This window comes from Paraclostridium benzoelyticum (assembly GCF_001006285.1).
In the GTDB taxonomy this organism is placed as follows: domain Bacteria; phylum Bacillota; class Clostridia; order Peptostreptococcales; family Peptostreptococcaceae; genus Paraclostridium; species Paraclostridium benzoelyticum.
This window is the reverse complement of record NZ_LBBT01000052.1, coordinates 1-19,967: the sequence shown is the minus strand read 5'-3', so window position 1 is coordinate 19,967 and position 19,967 is coordinate 1. Positions and strand designations below refer to the sequence as shown.

Genomic DNA, 19,967 nt, shown 5'->3' with positions numbered 1-19,967 from the left:
TAAAAGATATTATTTGAATATATAAAGCTCTGTTTAATAAACATGATAAATAAATTTAAAACTATTTAAGTAAAGTATTACATATAGAGAATCCTTTGATAAGGTTATTATTTACAATAAATAGTATATAAATTGTAAATCATGAGAAAATATTATAAAAAGTATAAATATTAAGGAGTTTTATATGGTATATTATGTATCTGTAATTTTAATAGGATTATTTGTATTATGGGGGCTTATATTACCAGAATCTTTAGGTAGTATTGCAAATACGGCTCTTGAGTTTACAACTAAACAATTTGGTTGGTTATTTCTAATAGTAACATTTATAGTTTTGGTATTTATGATATTACTTGCATTTAGTAAGTATGGTAAATTAAAGCTAGGTAAAGAAAGTGATAAACCAGAATTTAGTAATATAACATGGTTTGGAATGCTATTTAGTGCAGGGATGGGTATTGGACTTGTGTTTTGGGGAGTTGCAGAACCACTAGATCACTATGTATATCCACCGATGGGAATAGAACCTCTTACAGTAGAAGCAGCAAACACATCAATGGTATTTTCATTTTTTCATTGGGGGCTACATGCATGGGCCGTATATTCATTAGTAGGCCTTAGCATAGCTTACTTTAGGTTTAGAAAAGGAAAAACATTATTAGTAAGTCAAACCTTATCACCAATAATAGGAGATAACTCTAATTCAATTAGAGCAAAGATAATAGATATATTAGCAATAATAGCTACAGCATTTGGGATAGCAACCTCTTTAGGTCTAGGAGCGATGCAAATAAATGGAGGGTTGAATAATTTATTTGGATTAGATATAAATTATTTTAATCAATTAATAATAATTGCTATAGCTACTATATTATTTTTGTTATCTGCATCAACTGGCCTTGAAAAAGGAATCAAGATATTAAGTAATATAAATGTTGCAATTGCTATGTTATTATTAATATTTGTTTTTTTAGTAGGGCCTACATCCAAAATACTTAGTATATTCACCAATAGTTTAGGGACATATCTTCAAAATATAATATATATGAGTCTGAGATTAACTCCTTTTAAAGAGTCCAAGTGGATATCAGATTGGACGTTGTTTTATTGGGCATGGTGGATAGCTTGGTCTCCTTTTGTGGGTGTTTTTATAGCAAGAGTATCAAAGGGAAGAACTATAAGAGAGTTCATAATAGGAGTACTATTAGTTCCAGCTTTATTTAGTTTCTTATGGTTTTCAGTGTTTGGAGGTACAGCTCTTAACTTAGAAATAAATACTAGTCTAAGTTTAATAAATACATTAAAGACAGATATGTCTTCAACGTTATTTGTAGCTTTAAATAGTTTACCATTAGGATTTATAGCAAGTGTAATTGCAATTGTACTTATAATAACTTTTTTTGTATCATCTGCGGATTCAGCTACATTTGTATTAGGAATGTTTAGTTCTAATGGGTCTATGAATCCTACTAACAAAGTAAAAATAACTTGGGGTGTATTGCAATCATTAATTGCAGTTGCATTGCTATTTACTGGAGGCCTAAAAGGGCTACAAACTATGGCTATAATAACTGCATTGCCATTTAGTATAATTCTAGTAATGATGATTTTATCGCTTATAAAAGAGCTAAAAAAAGAAAAACTATATGATATTCATAAAAGACATTAAGTTATTATAATTAGAAATAAATACAAAAGACAGATTTGGTATTACAACCGAGATTTTGTACAAGCTTTATAATAAAAAGGTAGATTTAGTATAAGATATTATGGATATTGTAGGAAATGATGATATAATTGCTGATTTAAAACAAGGTTCAGATAGATTATAAAGAATTAGATAAATTTAAAGTAAACTATGTATTAAAAATTATTAAATCAATTAAAGTGATTATGGGATAAGCCATAATCACTTTTTTATAAGCATGATGAAATGTGTATATATACATTATTAAATGTTAAATAAAGATTTTAATAAATTAATAGAAAAAAGTTTAATGGGTTACCTGTTTAACCCATTAAAACTTTTACTTGGTTAATGGGTTAAATTTATAACGAGAATTAATAATTACTCAAATTAATTTAAGTAAATGTTTTTTAAAAAATAAAAAATATTTACTTAAATTTCAATAGTTATACGTAATATATTTTAAAAAAAAATAATTTGGCATAGATATTGCTTAACAGTATTGTGAGATTGAAACTAAGAGGGATGGTGATTTTAAATATTCTAGGAAAAGGGTACCAAATTAGGACGGTATTAATTAGTTGTGAGTTAGATAAAAATATTTAAGAATTTATAATGGGAATACAAGCAAAAGTTAAAATATATTGACATTCCCATAACTGGAATGTTTATTATTTTTTATAATGAACATAGGAGTAAAATACAAACAAGAGAGATTGAAAAGGATGGACAGTTAAAATGAGCAAAAATATAGAAAAAAGAAAACCTACGTTTCAGTTTGCAGTATTAGTAATGGTTGCAATTATATCTTTAACTACAGTTGGAATGGTTGTTTTTAAAGCATCTATAACAACAATGTTTTTATTATCATGGTTAATAGTAGTTCCTGCTGCTATGAAATTAGGTTATACAAATAGTGAAATTGAAGAAATGGGATTTGATGTAGGAAAAGGAGCGTTTCAATCTAACATAATTGTACTTTCTGTTGGAGTATTAATTGCTACATGGATAGCAGCTGGAACTATTCCAACTATAGTTTACAGCGGACTTGCTATAATAACACCTAAGTATTTTTTAGTTACAACATTACTAGTATGTTCTTTAACATCTATAGCTACGGGAACTTCATGGGGAACTTTAGGTACTTCAGGGATAGCTTTAATGAGTATTGGAACTAGTATGGGGGTTCCTGCTGGGTTAACAGCTGGTGCAATAATATCTGGTGCGTTTTTCGGAGATAAGATTTCTCCTCTTTCAGATTCTACGAACTTATCAGCAGCAGTTTGTAAAACCGATGTTATAACTCATATAAAACATATGACTTTATCGGCAGTTCCAGCTTATATAATTTGTGTAGTTTTATATACAGTTATAGGATTTAAATATGCTAATAACACTATAGACTACAATCAAATAAACCAAGTAATGGAAGTTTTAAAAGCTAATTTCAATATAGGATTTGTTTCAATAATACCAATAATATTTTTACTTGTTCTATTACTTTTACAAAAACCATCTATAGTTTCTATACTAGCTTCTGGAGTAGTAGGTGCAATTATAGCGTTTTTCCAAGAAGGAGAAAGTGTTAGCAAGCTACTAAATTATATGCTTAATGGTTTTACTATAGATACAGGACTTGAATATACAGATAAACTATTAAATCGTGGTGGAATAATGAGCATGGCAGAGACTGTATTATTAGTATTTATAGTATTTGTTATAGCTGGAATTTTGCAAAAGACAGGATTTTTAGAAGTTTTATTACAACCTATGCTAAGTAAGATAGGAAAGTCTAGAACTAAATTAATTGGAACTACATTTATATCTAGTTATCTTGCAAATGCTTTTAGTTCTTCGATGATGTTTACATCTGTATTTGTAGGAACTATAATGGGACCTTTATACAAGGAATTTAACTTAAAACCTGAAAACTTATCTAGGATTATACAAGATACTGCAACCTTAGGAGCTCCACTAATTCCATGGAATTCAAATGCAATATTTTGTAGTCAGACATTAGGAGTTAGTTCTTTTGAATTTATACCATACTGTTTCTTAAACTGGATAACGCCTTTAATAACATTTATATATGGAGTTACAGGATTTACAATGAAAACATACACAGAAGAAGAAGTTATTATGATGAGAGAGGTTGAAGAAGCTATATAAAAAAGGAGAAATTAATATGGAGTTTCATTATTATTATATAATTCAGGATATTGTAGGTGTGCTTATGGCATTTATAGGTATAAGGATGTTTACATTAAGTATAAGAATGATTTTATCAAGTAAAAAATCTAAAAATGGAATATTAATATCTATTAGCTATGCTTTAGTTACAATTGCTGGGGTTAACTTATTATTTAATAATTTTGGATTAAAGCCTTGGATTGTAAGTATAATCTTGATACTTTTAAGTTTATTAATTACAAATATAGTTAAAACTGATAAAACAATATAAATACATAGATTAAATAAAACTCATGTCCATTGGATATGAGTTTTTTATTGATTTTAAAAATTATATATGGTAAAACCGTATTAAGCAAAATGCTAATTTAGAAAGGATTGAGGTATCAATGGAATTTATACCTGCAAAGACTATTGTATCTGGATATAAAGAAAACCCACATTGGTTTGGTATTAACTATGGTATGAATATATATAAAGGATGTTGCCATGGTTGTATATACTGTGATTCTAGAAGCAACTGCTATCAAATAATAGAATTTGATAGAGTTAGGATTAAAGAAAATTCAACTGAAATAATAAAAAAGGAACTTAAGTCGAAGAAAACAAAAGGGGTTGTAGGTACAGGAGCTATGAGTGATCCATATAATCCATTTGAAGAGAAATTTATGTTAACAAGAGAGGCTTTAAAGGTAGTAGATGAAAATAGATTTGGAATATCAATTGCTACTAAAAGTGATTTAATAACTAGAGACATAGATATATTAAAAAGAATACAAAGTCATTCACCTACTATTATAAAGATAACTATAACTACATATGATGATAATCTATGTAAAAAGATAGAAAGCAATGTATGCCCAACATCTAAAAGATTTAAAGCTTTAAAGAAACTTTCAGACAATGGAATATATGCAGGGGTATTATTAATGCCGATACTGCCTTTTATTAATGATAATGAAGATAATATAAAAAATATTATTAAAAAGGCCTATCAATCTGGAGCTAAGTTTGTATTCACTTATGGACTAGGAGTAACGTTGAGGCAAAATCAAAGAGAGTATTATTTTGAGCAATTAAGAAAAATATTTCCATATGAGAATTTAGATAAAAAGTATATAAAAGTTTATGGAGAATCTTATGAAAATGGGGCTGCAAATTATGATAAGCTATGGAAGACTTTTAAAGAAGAGTGTGAAAAATATAATCTTTTATATGATATGAAAGATATTATAGCTGATTATAAAAATAAATATGAAAAAACTCAAATTAGTTGGTTTTAATATAAAAGGGAGACGTTTGTATGGTTAGGTTTGAAGTAAATACAAAAGATAGATTTGGGATTACAACCGAGATTTTGTACAAGCTTTATAATAAAAAGATAGATTTGGTATCTATGGAAGTTTTTCCTACAAAGGTTTGTATAAAGATAAATGATATCGATGCAAAAACTAAAGAAGTATTAAAAGAAGCCATTTGTAGCATAGCAGATGTAATATCAGTAAATGAAGTAGAACTTTTATCTTACGAAAAGAATGAGAGGCAACTTCTTGCAGTTATTAACTCAGTAGATGAAGGAATTATATCTATTGATAAGGACTTTAAAATTAATATATTCAATAATTACTGCCAAAAATTATTTAATTATAAAAAAGCAGAAGTAGTAGGTAGAGACATTAGAGAAATTGTAGGTAATGATGATATAATTGCGGACTTAGTTAATAAGGGAATCGAGTACGATAATATAAAATCTAGTTTGAAGCATGGAAACACCACAAGTAGTTATATTACTACAGGTAGAAGAATAACTAACGATTATGATGAAACTGTTGGAGCAGTTATTTCTATTAAAGATGTTAATAAAGCTAAACAACTTGTTAAAATAATAAATAAAAATGATGATGGTCCGTTTAAAGATATAATTGGAAATAGTAAAAGCATGGGTAAAGTAAAAAAAGTAACTACAACAATTGCTAAGAGTAACTCTACTGTTTTATTAAGAGGGGACAGTGGTACAGGTAAAGAACTCTTTGCAAATGCCATTCATAAATTAAGTGATAGAAAAGATGAAAGATTTGTAGCTATTAACTGTGCTGCACTGCCAGATAGTTTATTAGAAAGTGAGCTATTTGGATATGAAAAAGGAAGTTTTACAGGAGCAATGCAAAGCGGTAAAGAAGGTTTATTTAAAGAAGCTAATAAAGGAACTATATTTTTAGATGAAATAGGAGAATTATCAATGATTCTTCAAGCTAAACTACTTAGGGTTTTACAAGAAGGAAAAATAAGAAAAATAGGAAGTAGCAAAGAGGAAGCTGTTGATGTTAGGGTAATAGCAGCTACTCATAAAAATCTTGAAAAGATGATAAAAGAGGGAACTTTTAGAGAGGATTTATATTATAGATTAAATGTAATTCCTATTAAGATACCAAATTTAAAAGAACGATTAGATGATATACCTATATTAGTTCAATTTTTTATAAATAAACTTAATAAGAAGTTAAATAAAGATATAAGAGGTTTTAAGAAAGAATTTATAGATGAGTTAATGAGTTATGATTGGCCAGGGAATGTAAGAGAGCTTCAAAATTTAATTGAGAGAGCTATGAATTTATGCAATGGAGATATTTTAACTACTCAACATATTGTTATAGACTCTATATATAAAGATGAAGATATTACTGATAGTTTTATAGAAGAAGATGAAGAGATAGAATTTAATTCATTAAAAGAAGAAATGGAAAGATATGAAAAAGAAATAATTATGAAAGTATATAAGTCCAATAAAAGTTATAGATCAAGTGCAAAAACACTAGGAATATCTCACACTGCAGTTATGAATAAAGTTAAAAAATATAATATAAAGGAAGATGATTTGTAAATAAATCTTGACAAATGTAAATAAATCTTTACAGAAAGTATAATGATTTGTAAATAAATATTTACATTAAAAAATTATCTTTTAAAATATAAATTACAGCTTTGTGTAAACGTTTCGAAAGATAGCGTATTTTCAATGTTTTTGCGATTTTAAAATTAAATAAATATTTTTATTCCAAAATTAAAAAGTTTGGCATGAGAGTTGCTCATATATAATAGCGTAAATAAAATTAAAGGGGGAACTCAAAATGGAAAACTTAAAGAATAAAAAATTCGCAACAAAAGCTATACACGGAGGACATAAAAAGGATCCAGTATCAGGGGCTTTAACTACACCTATATATCAAACATCAACTTTCGTATTTGATAGTGCTGAACAAGGTGGTAGAAGATTTGCATTAGAAGAAGATGGATTTATATATTCAAGACTTGGGAACCCAACAAATGCGCAACTAGAAGAAAAAATGGCACTATTAGAAAATGGAGAGGCTTGTATGTCAACAGGTTCAGGAATAGGTGCTATAACTTCAGCATTATGGACTGCATTAAAAGCAGGAGATCATATAGTTGCAAGTAAAACTTTATATGGTTGTACTTATGCAATGTTAAACCATGGAATAAGCAGATACGGAGTAGAAGTTACTTTTGTAGATGCAACTAACTTAGATGAAGTAAAAGGAGCTATGAAAGAAAACACTAAAGTTGTTTACTTAGAAACTCCAGCTAACCCAGACTTAAAATTAGTTGATATAGAAGCTATATCTAAAATAGCTCATACAGTAGAAGGTTGCATGGTATTTGTTGATAATACTTTCTGCACTCCATACTTACAAAGACCACTTGAATTAGGAGCTGACGTTGTTGTTCATTCTGCCACTAAATACCTAAATGGACACGGAGATGTTATCGCAGGTTTCGTTATTGGTAAAAAAGACTTTATAACTCAAGTTAGATTATTCGGAGTTAAGGATATGACAGGTTCTGTTTTATCTCCATTTGATGCTTACTTAATATTAAGAGGAATGAAAACTTTACAAATAAGAATGGATAGACACACTAAGAATGCTATAGAAGTTGCTAAATTCTTAGAATCTCATGCAAATGTAGAAGCAGTTAGCTATCCAGGATTAGAAAGTTTCCCACAATATGAATTAGCTAAAAAACAAATGGATATGCCAGGAGGTATGATAGCATTTGAAGTTAAAGGTGGACTTGAAGGTGGTAAAAAATTACTAAATTCTTTAGAATTATGTACTCTTGCAGTTAGTTTAGGTGATTGTGAAACATTAATACAACATCCGGCTTCAATGACTCATTCTCCATATACTCAAGAAGAAAGAGCTGAAGCTGGAATATCTGAAGGATTAATAAGAATATCTGTTGGTCTTGAAGATGCAGAAGATATAATAGCTGACTTAAAACAAGGTTTAGATAGATTATAAAAAATAAATTTAAGGTAAACTATGTATTAAATATTATTTTTTTAGTTTAAAGGGTTTATGAACAATGTCATAAACCCTTATTATTTTGCAACTAAAAATATAGCATTAACTTATAGCATTTAAAATGATTTAGATTATTTTAATTTAAAAAATTTTAGTGCTTTTTCTTTTTCTTCTTCACTGGCAAGCCAAGTTTTTATAAATGGATATTCTAAAATAACTTGAAAATCATTGCTCACATTAAGTTTATGGATAATTATCATATAACTTGGAGTAGGAACAACTTCATGAACATAGCTTATTGCACCCCAATGGTCATCTTTTACAGGATATCGTAGACCCAAAAGAAAATTTTCTACTGTATAGATAAAAGCATAAAATGAAGGGGAAGGATGATCCATATTTGCTAAAATATCTCTATTAGCATCATACATATATCCCGTTTGAGATAATATACATTGTAAATTTTTATAGTTTTCAATTTTATATAATTGATCTATATAGTCTGGACTGAACATATTATCACTATCAATTCTTATATGAAATACATATTTATATGGACTAATAATTTCTTTTATTAAGTTATCTCCATCATCTGTAAAAATTATATTGCCAGGCAACTTTGGATATCTAGAAAGAGAATCAGCTATAATATCTTTTGTTCCAGGTGTATGTCTTAATATACATTTAAAATTTTGATTAGTTTGGTTTATGAGACTTTTAGCTGTATAATCCATAAATACGTCTATTCTTGGATCTATCCATTCTTTGGTTTGAGCTTTTTGGGATATTGTGGAGTAAAGAATTTTAAATCCACACCAAAAAGGATGATCTAATATATTGAATGGAATATCTATAATCATTATCTTTTCATTAAGCATGAAAATTACACTCTCCTATAGAGTTATAAGTTAGATAAAAAATATTATCTAGTTTATAATATTCACATCCTATAATTTTCGTCACATTTTGATTTATTAGGGATTTTGATCATAATAAATATAGAAAATATAAATGATGTTAATATAAAGTATAGTTTTTTTCTATAAAGATTGGAGATTTATGTCGTATGTGATAAAATGTTGGAGAAAATTTTAATAAATTTAAAATTTTTAGAATTATTTTTATTAAGAAAAGCTAGAATAAACATTGAAATCATCTGAAAGAATAATTTTTTTAAGACAATGAAAATCATAACGGAGGAAGATGTATGAAAAGAAAATTAATTAGTGCATTGATTGGAATCACAATGGTAGCAACAATGGCAGTAGGATGTAGCAAATCTTCAAATGAATCACAAGAGTCAACGAAAGCAAAGTCAGATGTAAAAGCTGAACAAGTAGATACAAAAAAAGTATTTGTATCTCCTCAGTGGGTACAAAGTGTAATAGATGGAAATCAACCAGAATCTAAAAATTATGAGGTTTTAGAAGTTTCTTGGGGAACTTACAAAGATAGTCCAACTTATACAAAAGGACATATTCCAGGGGCAATACATGTAGATACTTCAAGTGTTGAATCTGAACCAATTTGGAATATATCAGATCCTAAAGTAGTTGAAAAAGGAATGTTAGATTTAGGAGTTACAAAAGATAAAACTATTATATTATATGGAAATGATATTTCTGCTGTAAGTAGAGTTGCATATGCATATCTTTGGGCAGGAGTTGAAAATGTTAAAGTATTAGACGGTGGAATCGATGCTTGGGAAAAAGCTGGATACAAGACTGAAACTAAAGTAGAAAAAGCTACTCCAGCAAAAGATTTTGGAGCTACAGTACCTGCACATCCAGAATATTGGATGTCTATAGATGAAGTTAAAAAGAAATTAAAAGACGATTCGAATTTCCGTTTAGTTAGTATAAGAAGTAAAGATGAGTTTGATGGGAAAACAAGTGGATACACTTATATAGATAGAGCTGGTGAGCCTAAGGGTGCAGTTTGGGGTCATGCAGGAAGTAATGCGTATAGTATGGAAGATTACTTACACAAAGATGGTACAGTTATAACTGCTGATGAAATGCAAAAACTATGGTCAGATTCTGATATCAAAAAAGATAATGAGCTTTCATTCTACTGTGGTACAGGATGGAGAGCTTCAGTTCCTTGGTTAATTGCTTATGATGCAGGATGGGAAGGAATGACTGTTTATGATGGTGGTTGGAATGAGTGGCAAATGCATGGAAATCTTCCAGTACAAGTAGGAGATCCTAATAGTGGAGATTGTCAATACACTACAGTAGACAAGTTGCCAACAGATAAGGCTGCAAAAAAATAAATTATATAAAATTATATAAAATATATTATAATAAGAATAAGCACTGCATAGATTGCAGTGCTTATCTTAGATTTTAGACAAGGAAGTTGATATTATATGGGAACATCAAAGAAGATTTTTTATGTTTTACTAACTTTAGTAGAAGCAATAATGTTAGTTGGTGCATATTTAGTAAATTATTTTACTCATGCTAAAATGGGTATGTTAAGACATGTAGCACATAAAAACTATGTTTGGGAGCAACAATATTCAATACAAAATATAAAATATGTATCGATATTAGTTGTAGTTATACTAATGCTTATTGTATTAAGAATGTATTTAAAAAGAAAGCATATTCTTGAAAAAATAGTGACTATAATGAATGTTACTATGGTTGTATTTGTAATTGCATTTGCTACATTTATATTAATGTATTCATCTGAAGAAATAAGAGCATTTTATTATATGAGTGCTATATTTGGGATAGTAACTTTAATCCAAATTATAAAAACTTTTATAGGTGTTATATGGTATAAAAATTAAATAAGAAATTAATTAAAATAAAAACAGTCTCGAAACAGTTAGGTAATTACTGCTATTACTAAGCTATTTTGAGACTTTTTTATTATTAGAAAAACGTATAATTACTATAAATAATTTCAATTAATAAATGTGCACATGTAATGATATAATTTATTCCGGATGAAATTATATAATAATCAAAATAACATTAGGAGGTAAATACAATGGAACGAATATTATCATTACAAGAAAAAAATGAATTAAAGTCTAAAGGAATAGTTCCTCAAAAACAAGACGGTTACTTTGCTATAAGAGTAATAGGTAAATCAGGAGTATTTACTTCAAAAGAATTTGGCATATTATCTAAAGTTGCAGAGCAATATGGGAACAAAGAATTGAATTTAACTAGTAGGTTAACTGTAGAAATACCATATATAAAGTATGATGATATAGAAAAAGTTATAGAAATAGTACAAGAAAATGGATTAATAGTAGGTGGAGGAGGTAAGACTGTAAGAGCAATTTTATCTTGCAAAGGTAGTGTTTGTGCTAACGGTCTTATAGATACTCAAAAGATATCTCAAGAAGTTCATAATGAGTTTTTTGGAAGAGAGCTACCTGCTAAATTTAAAATAGCAGTATTAGGCTGTAAAAATAGCTATGGTAAGGCTCAATCTAATGATTTGAGTATATTACCATTAACAGGGGTTAGGATAGACAATAGAAAGTGTATTGAATGTAAAGTATGTTTAAAGGTATGCCCTGATAAAGCATTTGAGTGTAAAGATAGCAAGTATTCAATAGTAGAGGATAAATGCAGCAACTGTGGTAAGTGCATTAGTTTTTGTCCAGCACATGCTGTAGAGAGTGATAATAAAAAAATAGATATCTTAGTTTTTATAGGTGGAAGAATGGGTAGACAAGCTAGCTTAGGAAAGCCATTAAGAAAGAAATTTAAACAAGAAGATACATTACGAGTTATAGACAGCGTAGTTAACTATTTTAAAGAAAATGCAAATGAAGGAGAGAGATTTGCTCAGCTTATAGATCGAGTTGGATTTGATAAAGTTGAAGATTGTATTATAAATTCTATATAGTTTTTAACTATAAATACATAAAAAAAAGTTTTTATTTACATTAAAAGCTTAAAATGTGGTAAAATAATATTACAACGAGTAGTTTTGATGACGTAAGTCCTGTTGTCAAAACTACTTTTTTTATATAATGAATGTGAAATTATATATATAAATATAATTTCTATTATGGGTCAAAAAAGCCAGCCTAAAAGTAGGTAGCTTTTTTATTATGTTAAGGATGGTGAAATCTTAATGTTTAAGATTGACGATTGTGTAATGTACGGTATGACAGGAGCATGTAAAGTTATAGACATAACTAATGAAAAGTTTATAAACGGAGAGAACAGAAAGTATTATGTATTAAGTCCAGTTTATGCTGAAAATATAATAATAAAAGCCCCTGTGGATAATAAAAATATTCCAATGAGAAAGACTATATCTAAAAGCAGTGCAACTTCACTACTAAATGATATGGCTAACATGGATATTTCATGGATCGACGATGATAAAACAAGAAATAAAGAGTTTAATGCAATGCTGAAAAGCGGTAAATGTGAAGAACTTATAAAACTAATAAGAAATATATATTGCAATAATGAAAAAGTAAAATCTATTGGAAAAAAACCACATCAAGTAGATGATAATGTTATGAAAGAAGCAGAAAGACTTTTAAACGAAGAACTTGCAATTGCTTTAAACATATCTCCAGATGAAGTAATTCCATATATAACAAGTCATATACCGCAACAAAATATTTAATTAAATCATTTTAAATGCAACCTGAAAAAATTATAGTAAGTAAAAGTTTAATAACAAAGCATATTTGGTATATATTTAATAAATATAAACCGGAGGAAAAATAATATGTTAGAAGCAGGAGCAAAAGCACCAGATTTCAGACTACAAGATAAAGACGGAAACTTAGTAAGTTTATCAGAGTTTAAAAATAAAAAAGTAGTATTATATTTCTACCCTAAGGATAGTACTCCAGGGTGTACTAAGCAAGCATGTTCATTTAGAGATAATTTTGATAGGTTTAAATCAAAAGATATGGTAGTAATAGGTATAAGTAAGGATAGTGTAAAATCACATGAAAGATTTGCACAAAAAAATGAATTACCATTTATACTTTTATCAGATCCTGATCTTGATGCAATAAAAGCTTACGATGTATGGCAAGAAAAGAAATTATATGGCAAACTTGGATTTGGAGTTGTTAGAACAACTTATATAATAGATGAAAATGGTTTTATAGAAAAGGTATATGATAAAGTTAAGGCAGATAAAAATGTAGGTGAAATATTAGAATATATAGGATAGATATATTACTTTTACCTTATAGCGATAACAAAGTACATTGATATTTATCAATGTACTTTTTATTTGTAACTACTTAAAAAAAGTATTAGGGAGTGATGAACATGAACTTGAACATAAAAGAAATTAATGAAAAAAATTATCAAGAAATAACTAGTTTAAAAGTAGGGAAAGAACAACTTGGATATATTGAGACTGTAGAAGATTGTTTAAAAGAATCAAAGGAATTTTCGTTATGGAGGCCGGTAGGAATATATGATGGAGATAAAGCTGTAGGATTTGCTATGTATGGATTATTTAAAGATGAAGGGAAAAGAGGTAGAGTTTGGCTAGACAGATTTTTAATTTCTCATGAAAATCAAGGGAAGGGATATGGAGAAGCTGGAGTAAGGCTTTTGCTAAATAAGTTAAAAGATGAATATGGATACAATAAGATTTATTTAAGCGTATATGATAACAATATAGGAGCTATTTCTTTATATAAAAAAATTGGATTTGAATTTAATGGAGAGTTTGACATAAATGGGGAAAGTGTAATGGTAATAAATATGTAGAGAAAAAATATAACTTTATTTTAAAAATAATAAAAAAGAAGCTAAGGGTAGCTTCTTTTTTGATTTATAATATAAACATCAATTTAACAATTAAGAAAAATGTAGAAAATTGATATAAACACACGAAATTTTAAAAAGGGTAAATTATTGTATGTTTTACAAAAAAAGAACATAGGATAAAATTAAATCATAATAGAGAGTCTGGAGGATGAAACCTATAGATGAAAATTAGCAAACGCCAAAGTTTAATATTAAATTACTTGAATGATCATCATTACATATCACTAAAACAAATTGCTAAAAAATTTGAAATAACTACAGCAACAGTAAAAAATGAAATTATATTAATTAATGAGATATTAGCAAATTATGATACACAGTTATTAATACAAGAAAATAATAAAATAAAGATTATAAATAAAGAAAAATTTATAGTTTTTTTAAAAGAAGCACAGTCTCTTATAGAGTTTACAATCCAAAATCAAATATTGATGACCATAATATTAGAAAGAGATTTTATAACAATGCAAGAAATAGCAGATAAATTATTTGTTAGTAAATCATTGATAGAAAAACAATTGGTATCAATATTAAAAAAATATAAGGATGATATTCAATCTATTAGGCATTATGGAATAAGGTATTCATCTTCAAAATTAGATAGAATGTCTTTATTTGTAAAGTTAGTGATTCCTTATATGAAAGGAATAGATTTTTTCGAAGAAGTAAATAGATTTGATAAATTGCACTTTAATATGAGGGATTATTTTAAAGTTAGGGAAATCGATATCTGTATATTGATTATAGATTATATAAAAGAAATCAATATATTTACATTTACAGATGAATCTATAAAGCAACTATTTTTATATTTACTATTTTTATTGAAAGATATAAGAGAAGAAAATATTCATAAAGAAAATAAGTCTTTTACTAGATTAATAAAAGACTTACCAAATTTCAATAAGTATTCTGAAATAGTTAGTGATATAAATAAAAAATTTAATTTATCTTTAAGAGAAGGTGACAAGCACTATCTATGTTATTTATTTTCTGTATTGAAAAAAAACAACTCATTAAACACAAGTGAGAAAATTGAAAAATTAAAGCCGACTATAAATAGGATTTTAGATAGAATTAAAAGTGAATTATCAATTGACTTATTTATGGATGAACAATTAAAAAAAGGATTATCTATACATTTATACTCGACTATAAGCAGGGGAGGATACTCTGTATTAAGTGAAATTTACAGTTTAAGTGATATAAAAAAGTTATATCCATTTGCATTTGAAATGTCTACTATAACAGCAGATGTAATAAATGAAGATTATAAATATCGATTTTTAGATAATGAGCTTATATACCTATCCTTGCATTTTCAGACAGCTATAGAAAGAGCAAAGAGTAATAAGGATAAAATTAGAGTATTAATTGTTTGCCACTTAGGACAAGTATCAACAGATTTAATAGTAAACAGAATAAAAAATATGTATAAAGATATAGAGATTGTTGGAGCATATTCAGTTCAAACTTTCTTAAAGATGAAAAAAGATTGTTATGATTTTATAATATCAACTGAACAACTTCCAAATCAACATAAAGATGTAATTTACGTATCCCCTCTTATTAAAGAACAAGATAAAGAAAATATTGAAGCTTATATAAAAAGAAGTGAAAGTAAAAAACTATTTGAAGAATTGTTACAAAAAGGAGCTTTTATAGAAGTAGAAAATGCTAAAAACTATGAAGATGTTTTGAAAGAAATGGTAAAAGTTTTTAAGAAAAAATCTAATGTAGATGATAAATATTTAGATAGTGTTATAAATAGAGAACAACTATCTACAACTAATATAAATAATATAGCTATCCCACATGGGAAAGCGAGTCATGTTATTGAAAGTTCAATATGTATAGCGTATATAAAAGATGGAGTAAAGTGGGGAGACACAATAGTTTATCATGTATTCTTAATTGCTTTTGATAATGAATTATTAGAACAAAACCCAGAGTTTTTCAATAATTTTTATAGGAAAATTGCACAAATAGATAGTGAAGAATCTATAGAGAACATGGAATCTATAGATAAAAATAAATTAATTGAATTAATGTATTAGGAGGAAATAAAAATGATAAAAAATTTATTAAAAAAAGAATTAATATTTGATGGTATAAAAGTAAATGGAGGAAATAAAGAGGAAGCATTAAAGATTATAAGTGACCTTGTTGTAAATAGCTCAGATGTATGTTCACAAGATTTATTAAATGGATTTTTAAAAAGAGAAGAAGAATCATCAACTGGATTTGGTGGATATGTGGCAATACCACATACAAAACTTGAAGGAGTAAAAAATCCATTTATATCTATAATTAAATTTGAAAATAATATAGAATGGGAGTCATTAGATGATGAACCTGTAAAAGTTGCTATAGCTTTAGTTATGCCTGCTACAGATGAAGGCAATATTCATCTTCAAATTATATCAAAGTTTGCAAGAAAACTTATGGATGATGATTTTGTAGAGGTACTATTAAATGAAAGTGATAAAGAAAAGCTATACAATTATATAATATCTGAAATGGAGGGGTAAGCATGAAAATATTGGGGGTTACTAAATGCCCAGTGGGGGTAGCTCATACCTATATGGCAGCTGAAAAGCTTGAAATTGTAGGTAAAAAATTAGGACACGAAATGAAAATTGAGACTCAAGGATCACAAGGTGTAGAAAATTCACTTACTGATGAAGATATAAAAAATTGCGATTACATAATAATAGCAGCAGATGTCGCAATAGAAGGAAAAGATAGATTTGCAGGTAAAAAGGTTATAGAGGTTCCTATAAAAGAAGCTATAAAAAGTGCAAAAACTCTTATAGAAAATTTACCTACTAATGCAAAAATACAAGAAGAAAAAGCTGAAAATAAGTCGGATAAAAAATCTGCTTCAGGGGGATCTGTAAAAGAACTTATGAATGGAGTTTCACATATGATACCATTCGTTGTTGTAGGGGGATTATTTATAGCATTGGCTATTGCAATAGGAGGAAATCCTACTGCATCTGGAATGGTGATACCAGAAGGTTCTATATGGAACAAAGTTAGTGCAATAGGAGGAATTGGATTTACATTAATGATACCTATACTTGCTGGATTTATAGCAATGTCTATAGCAGGAAGAGCTGCATTAGCACCAGCTATGATATGTGCTATGGTTGCAAATGATGGAGCAATATTAGGAACTTCAAATGGTACAGGATTTATAGGTGCGATAATAGTTGGATTTATGGCTGGATATTTAGTTAAGTGGATGAACACATGGAAAGTACCAAAAGATTTAAGAGCAATTATGCCGATATTTGTTATTCCAATAATAAGTGTTTCAGTTATTTCAGCAGCTTTAATATTAATATTAGGAGCACCAATTTCATGGATTATGGATGGATTAAACTTAATGTTAGCATCTCTTGCAGCAAATCCAGCGTTAAGTATTGTTTTAGGATTAGTGCTTGGAGCTATGGTTGCAATAGATATGGGTGGTCCAATTAATAAAACTGCATTCCTATTTGGAGTTGCATCAATAGCAGCAGGTAATCCTTTGGTAATGGGAGCTGTAGCTTGTGCTATACCTGTTCCACCATTAGCTATGGGGTTTGCTACATTCATAGCTAAGGATAAGTTCACAGAAGAAGAAAGAGGAGCTGGATTATCAGCATTCTTAATGGGACTTATCGGAATTACAGAAGGTGCAATACCTTTTGCATCAGGAGATCCAAAACGTGTTATACCTTCTATAGTAGTAGGAAGTGCAATAGCAGGAGCTATGGGAATGGTATTTAAAATAACTGATAATGTTCCTCATGGAGGTCCAATTGTTGGATTGCTAGGAGCAACAAGTAACTTATTACTATTCTTAGCTGCAATAGCAATAGGAACAGTTGTAGCAGCATTACTTTTAATAGGTATTAAGAAAAAAAGCTTAAATGCAAATTAAATATATCAATTAAAAAGACTTGGAAGATCCAAGTCTTTTTTTATGCAATCACATATTAACATTTTGAAAGTTTTAATCATAATATAGAGGGCGAGAAAATTTATTACAACTTAAGGAGGATATTATGGACAATTCTTGTAAAAAGTATGATATTCAAAAGGTTTTTTCTAATTACAATCCATCTAAGCCAGATGCATATGCAAAAATACAAGGAGGGCCACTAGGGCCTTGTATAAAGGGGATGGTATATTTATACCAATTAGATGAAGGAGTATATGTAAAAGCATATATAACTGGAATTCCTAATAAAAACAATCAAACTAGTGCATTTCATGGATTCCATATTCATGAGGTTGGAGACTGCTCAGTAGGGAATGAAAAGGAACCATTTATGGCAGCTAAATCTCATTATAATCCAACTAAAGTAGAGCATCCTATGCATGCAGGGGATTTACCACCAATACTATCTGCTGATGGAGTAGGGTTACTTTCTACATTTAGCAATAGATTTACTGTTGATGAAATAATAGGAAAGTCTTTTATAATTCATGAAGGTTATGATGATTTTACCACTCAACCGTCAGGAAATGCAGGGCCAAGGTTAGCGTGTGGGGTAATTGTTTCTAATTATATGTAAACTTAAAATAAATAAAAAATTTTATACAATGAGAAATGGTGAGCTTATTTAACGCTCACCATTTCATTTTAGACTATTTCAATTTTTAAATTTGTAATAAACTATTTTTCATCTATAATTTTACCATTATGAACATGTTGGTGCTTATGGTCAGATGAATGCTTACTATTCTTATAAGGTTTAAAATCATCATCATCTACAATTTCACCATTATGAACATGTTGGTGTTGATGATCAGACACATGATTACTTTCATTAGAAGGTGTTAAACTATCATCGTCTATAATTTTACCATTATGAACATGCTGGTGCTGATGATCAGATATATGATTATTATTAGGGTTAGATTCAATACCATCGTTAGGGATATTATTAAAATCATCCTCTATAACTTCACCATTTAGAATATATTTGTGTTTAACATCGTCTTGTATAACTTCACCATTATGAATGCGTTGGCGTTTAACAGTTGATATATGATGGCTCTCTTTTTTAGGAGCTTGAGTTTCATTGTTTACATTTTTTTCTTGATTCATAATACTTAATCCCCTTTGCAATTAATCTTCTATATTATCGTCTTCACATTCTTCGATTGTAGTAACTTCTATATCAGGGTTAGAGTTAATCATTTCACCTCTATTACAGAAATGTGTTTCGCAGTGGTCTGTATGACAGTGATGTTTCTTACCACAACATGGGCAAGTTATATATATATTTATAGGCGTACTAACAGTTATTGGCCCAACATTATTAGTTGCAGTAGATTGGTTATTGTTGTTTGCATTAGACTCAGCTGCAGAATCTACATTAGCAGTAGAAGTAGTGTCAGCGTCAGCAGTAGCATCTACAGTAGAATTAGAGTCAGAAACAGAAGCTGAATCAGTATCTGCAGTAGAAGTAGAATCAGAAGTAGTATTAGCGTCAGCATTATTATCTACAGTAGAAGTTGAGTCAGTGTTAGTAGTAGAAGTAGTGTCAGCATCAGCAGTAGAGTTAGCATCTGAACCAGAAGTAGAAGCTGAATCAGTATCTGCAGTAGAAGTAGTATCAGCATCAGCAGTAGAGTTAGCAGCAGAGTCAGAATCAGAAGTAGAATCAGTGTCAGCAGTAGAGTTAGCATCTGAACCAGAAGTAGAAGCTGAATCAGTATCTGCAGTAGAAGTAGTATCAGCATCAGCAGTAGAGTTAGCAGCAGAGTCAGAATCAGAAGTAGTATCTACAGTAGAATTAGCGTCTGAATCAGAAGTAGAATCAGTGTCAGCAGTAGAGCTAGCATCTGAACCAGAAGTAGAAGCTGAATCAGTATCTGCAGTAGAAGTAGTATCAGCATCAGCAGTAGAGTTAGCAGCAGAGTCAGAATCAGAAGTAGTATCTACAGTAGAATTAGCGTCTGAATCAGAAGTAGAATCAG

General features: G+C 28.7%; 19 protein-coding genes. 17 read left to right on the top strand and 2 right to left on the bottom strand.

Annotated features, from left to right (window positions below; all coding sequences use genetic code 11):
- Positions 1–184: 184 nt before the first annotated feature.
- From VN21_RS02715 to megL, 6 genes are all read left to right on the top strand, one after another.
- A complete protein-coding gene (locus VN21_RS02715) occupies positions 185–1,669 on the top strand; it encodes a glycine betaine uptake BCCT transporter (RefSeq protein ID WP_046821933.1) in 1,485 nt (494 codons plus the stop codon).
- 756 nt (positions 1,670–2,425) lie between these two features.
- Positions 2,426–3,856, top strand: a complete 1,431-nt coding sequence (gene nhaC / locus VN21_RS02710) for a Na+/H+ antiporter NhaC (RefSeq protein ID WP_046821932.1) — start codon at positions 2,426–2,428, stop codon at positions 3,854–3,856.
- A 16-nt stretch (positions 3,857–3,872) separates the two neighbouring features.
- Positions 3,873–4,148 (top strand): hypothetical protein, encoded by a 276-nt coding sequence (locus VN21_RS02705; RefSeq protein WP_046821931.1) that lies wholly within the window; start codon positions 3,873–3,875, stop codon positions 4,146–4,148.
- A gap of 118 nt (positions 4,149–4,266) precedes the next feature.
- Complete coding sequence (locus VN21_RS02700; protein WP_046821930.1) at positions 4,267–5,160, top strand: SPL family radical SAM protein; 894 nt, start codon at positions 4,267–4,269, stop codon at positions 5,158–5,160.
- Positions 5,161–5,180: 20 nt separating this feature from the next.
- Positions 5,181–6,758, top strand: coding sequence for a sigma 54-interacting transcriptional regulator (locus VN21_RS02695; RefSeq protein WP_046821929.1), 1,578 nt, complete (start codon positions 5,181–5,183; stop codon positions 6,756–6,758).
- A 247-nt stretch (positions 6,759–7,005) separates the two neighbouring features.
- Entirely contained in the window at positions 7,006–8,199 is a 1,194-nt protein-coding gene (gene megL, locus VN21_RS02690) for a methionine gamma-lyase (RefSeq protein WP_046821928.1), read from the top strand.
- Positions 8,200–8,333: 134 nt separating this feature from the next.
- Here megL and VN21_RS02685 read toward each other — a convergent pair whose 3' ends face one another.
- Complete coding sequence (locus VN21_RS02685; protein WP_046821927.1) at positions 8,334–9,080, bottom strand: hypothetical protein; 747 nt, start codon at positions 9,078–9,080, stop codon at positions 8,334–8,336.
- A 329-nt stretch (positions 9,081–9,409) separates the two neighbouring features.
- Here VN21_RS02685 and VN21_RS02680 point away from each other — a divergent pair, with 329 nt between their 5' ends.
- The 10 genes from VN21_RS02680 to VN21_RS02635 all read left to right on the top strand — a co-directional run bounded on the left by VN21_RS02680 (position 9,410) and on the right by VN21_RS02635 (position 18,556).
- Positions 9,410–10,477: a sulfurtransferase gene (locus VN21_RS02680; protein WP_046821926.1), complete on the top strand. Its 1,068-nt coding sequence runs from the start codon at positions 9,410–9,412 to the stop codon at positions 10,475–10,477.
- A gap of 96 nt (positions 10,478–10,573) precedes the next feature.
- Complete coding sequence (locus tag VN21_RS02675; protein WP_046821925.1) at positions 10,574–11,002, top strand: hypothetical protein; 429 nt, start codon at positions 10,574–10,576, stop codon at positions 11,000–11,002.
- Between the two features lie 203 nt (positions 11,003–11,205).
- Entirely contained in the window at positions 11,206–12,078 is an 873-nt protein-coding gene (locus VN21_RS02670; RefSeq protein WP_046821924.1) for a 4Fe-4S binding protein, read from the top strand.
- Positions 12,079–12,309: 231 nt separating this feature from the next.
- Positions 12,310–12,816, top strand: a complete 507-nt coding sequence (locus VN21_RS02665) for a CarD family transcriptional regulator (RefSeq protein ID WP_046821923.1) — start codon at positions 12,310–12,312, stop codon at positions 12,814–12,816.
- A 105-nt stretch (positions 12,817–12,921) separates the two neighbouring features.
- Complete coding sequence (bcp, locus tag VN21_RS02660; protein WP_046821922.1) at positions 12,922–13,377, top strand: thioredoxin-dependent thiol peroxidase; 456 nt, start codon at positions 12,922–12,924, stop codon at positions 13,375–13,377.
- Positions 13,378–13,478: 101 nt separating this feature from the next.
- Entirely contained in the window at positions 13,479–13,928 is a 450-nt protein-coding gene (locus VN21_RS02655; RefSeq protein WP_046821921.1) for a GNAT family N-acetyltransferase, read from the top strand.
- 221 nt (positions 13,929–14,149) lie between these two features.
- Positions 14,150–16,045: a BglG family transcription antiterminator gene (locus VN21_RS02650; RefSeq protein ID WP_046821920.1), complete on the top strand. Its 1,896-nt coding sequence runs from the start codon at positions 14,150–14,152 to the stop codon at positions 16,043–16,045.
- A 12-nt stretch (positions 16,046–16,057) separates the two neighbouring features.
- Positions 16,058–16,519, top strand: a complete 462-nt coding sequence (locus VN21_RS02645) for a PTS sugar transporter subunit IIA (RefSeq protein ID WP_046821919.1) — start codon at positions 16,058–16,060, stop codon at positions 16,517–16,519.
- A 2-nt stretch (positions 16,520–16,521) separates the two neighbouring features.
- Positions 16,522–17,919, top strand: coding sequence for a PTS fructose transporter subunit IIC (locus tag VN21_RS02640; RefSeq protein WP_046821918.1), 1,398 nt, complete (start codon positions 16,522–16,524; stop codon positions 17,917–17,919).
- 124 nt (positions 17,920–18,043) lie between these two features.
- Entirely contained in the window at positions 18,044–18,556 is a 513-nt protein-coding gene (locus tag VN21_RS02635; protein WP_046821917.1) for a superoxide dismutase family protein, read from the top strand.
- A gap of 101 nt (positions 18,557–18,657) precedes the next feature.
- Here VN21_RS02635 and VN21_RS02630 read toward each other — a convergent pair whose 3' ends face one another.
- Positions 18,658–19,092: a hypothetical protein gene (locus VN21_RS02630; protein ID WP_046821916.1), complete on the bottom strand. Its 435-nt coding sequence runs from the start codon at positions 19,090–19,092 to the stop codon at positions 18,658–18,660.
- 238 nt (positions 19,093–19,330) lie between these two features.
- Between VN21_RS02630 and VN21_RS02625 the strand changes: the two genes are divergently transcribed.
- On the top strand, positions 19,331–19,967 hold a 637-nt coding region (locus VN21_RS02625; RefSeq protein ID WP_152650758.1), incomplete at its 3' end, for a hypothetical protein.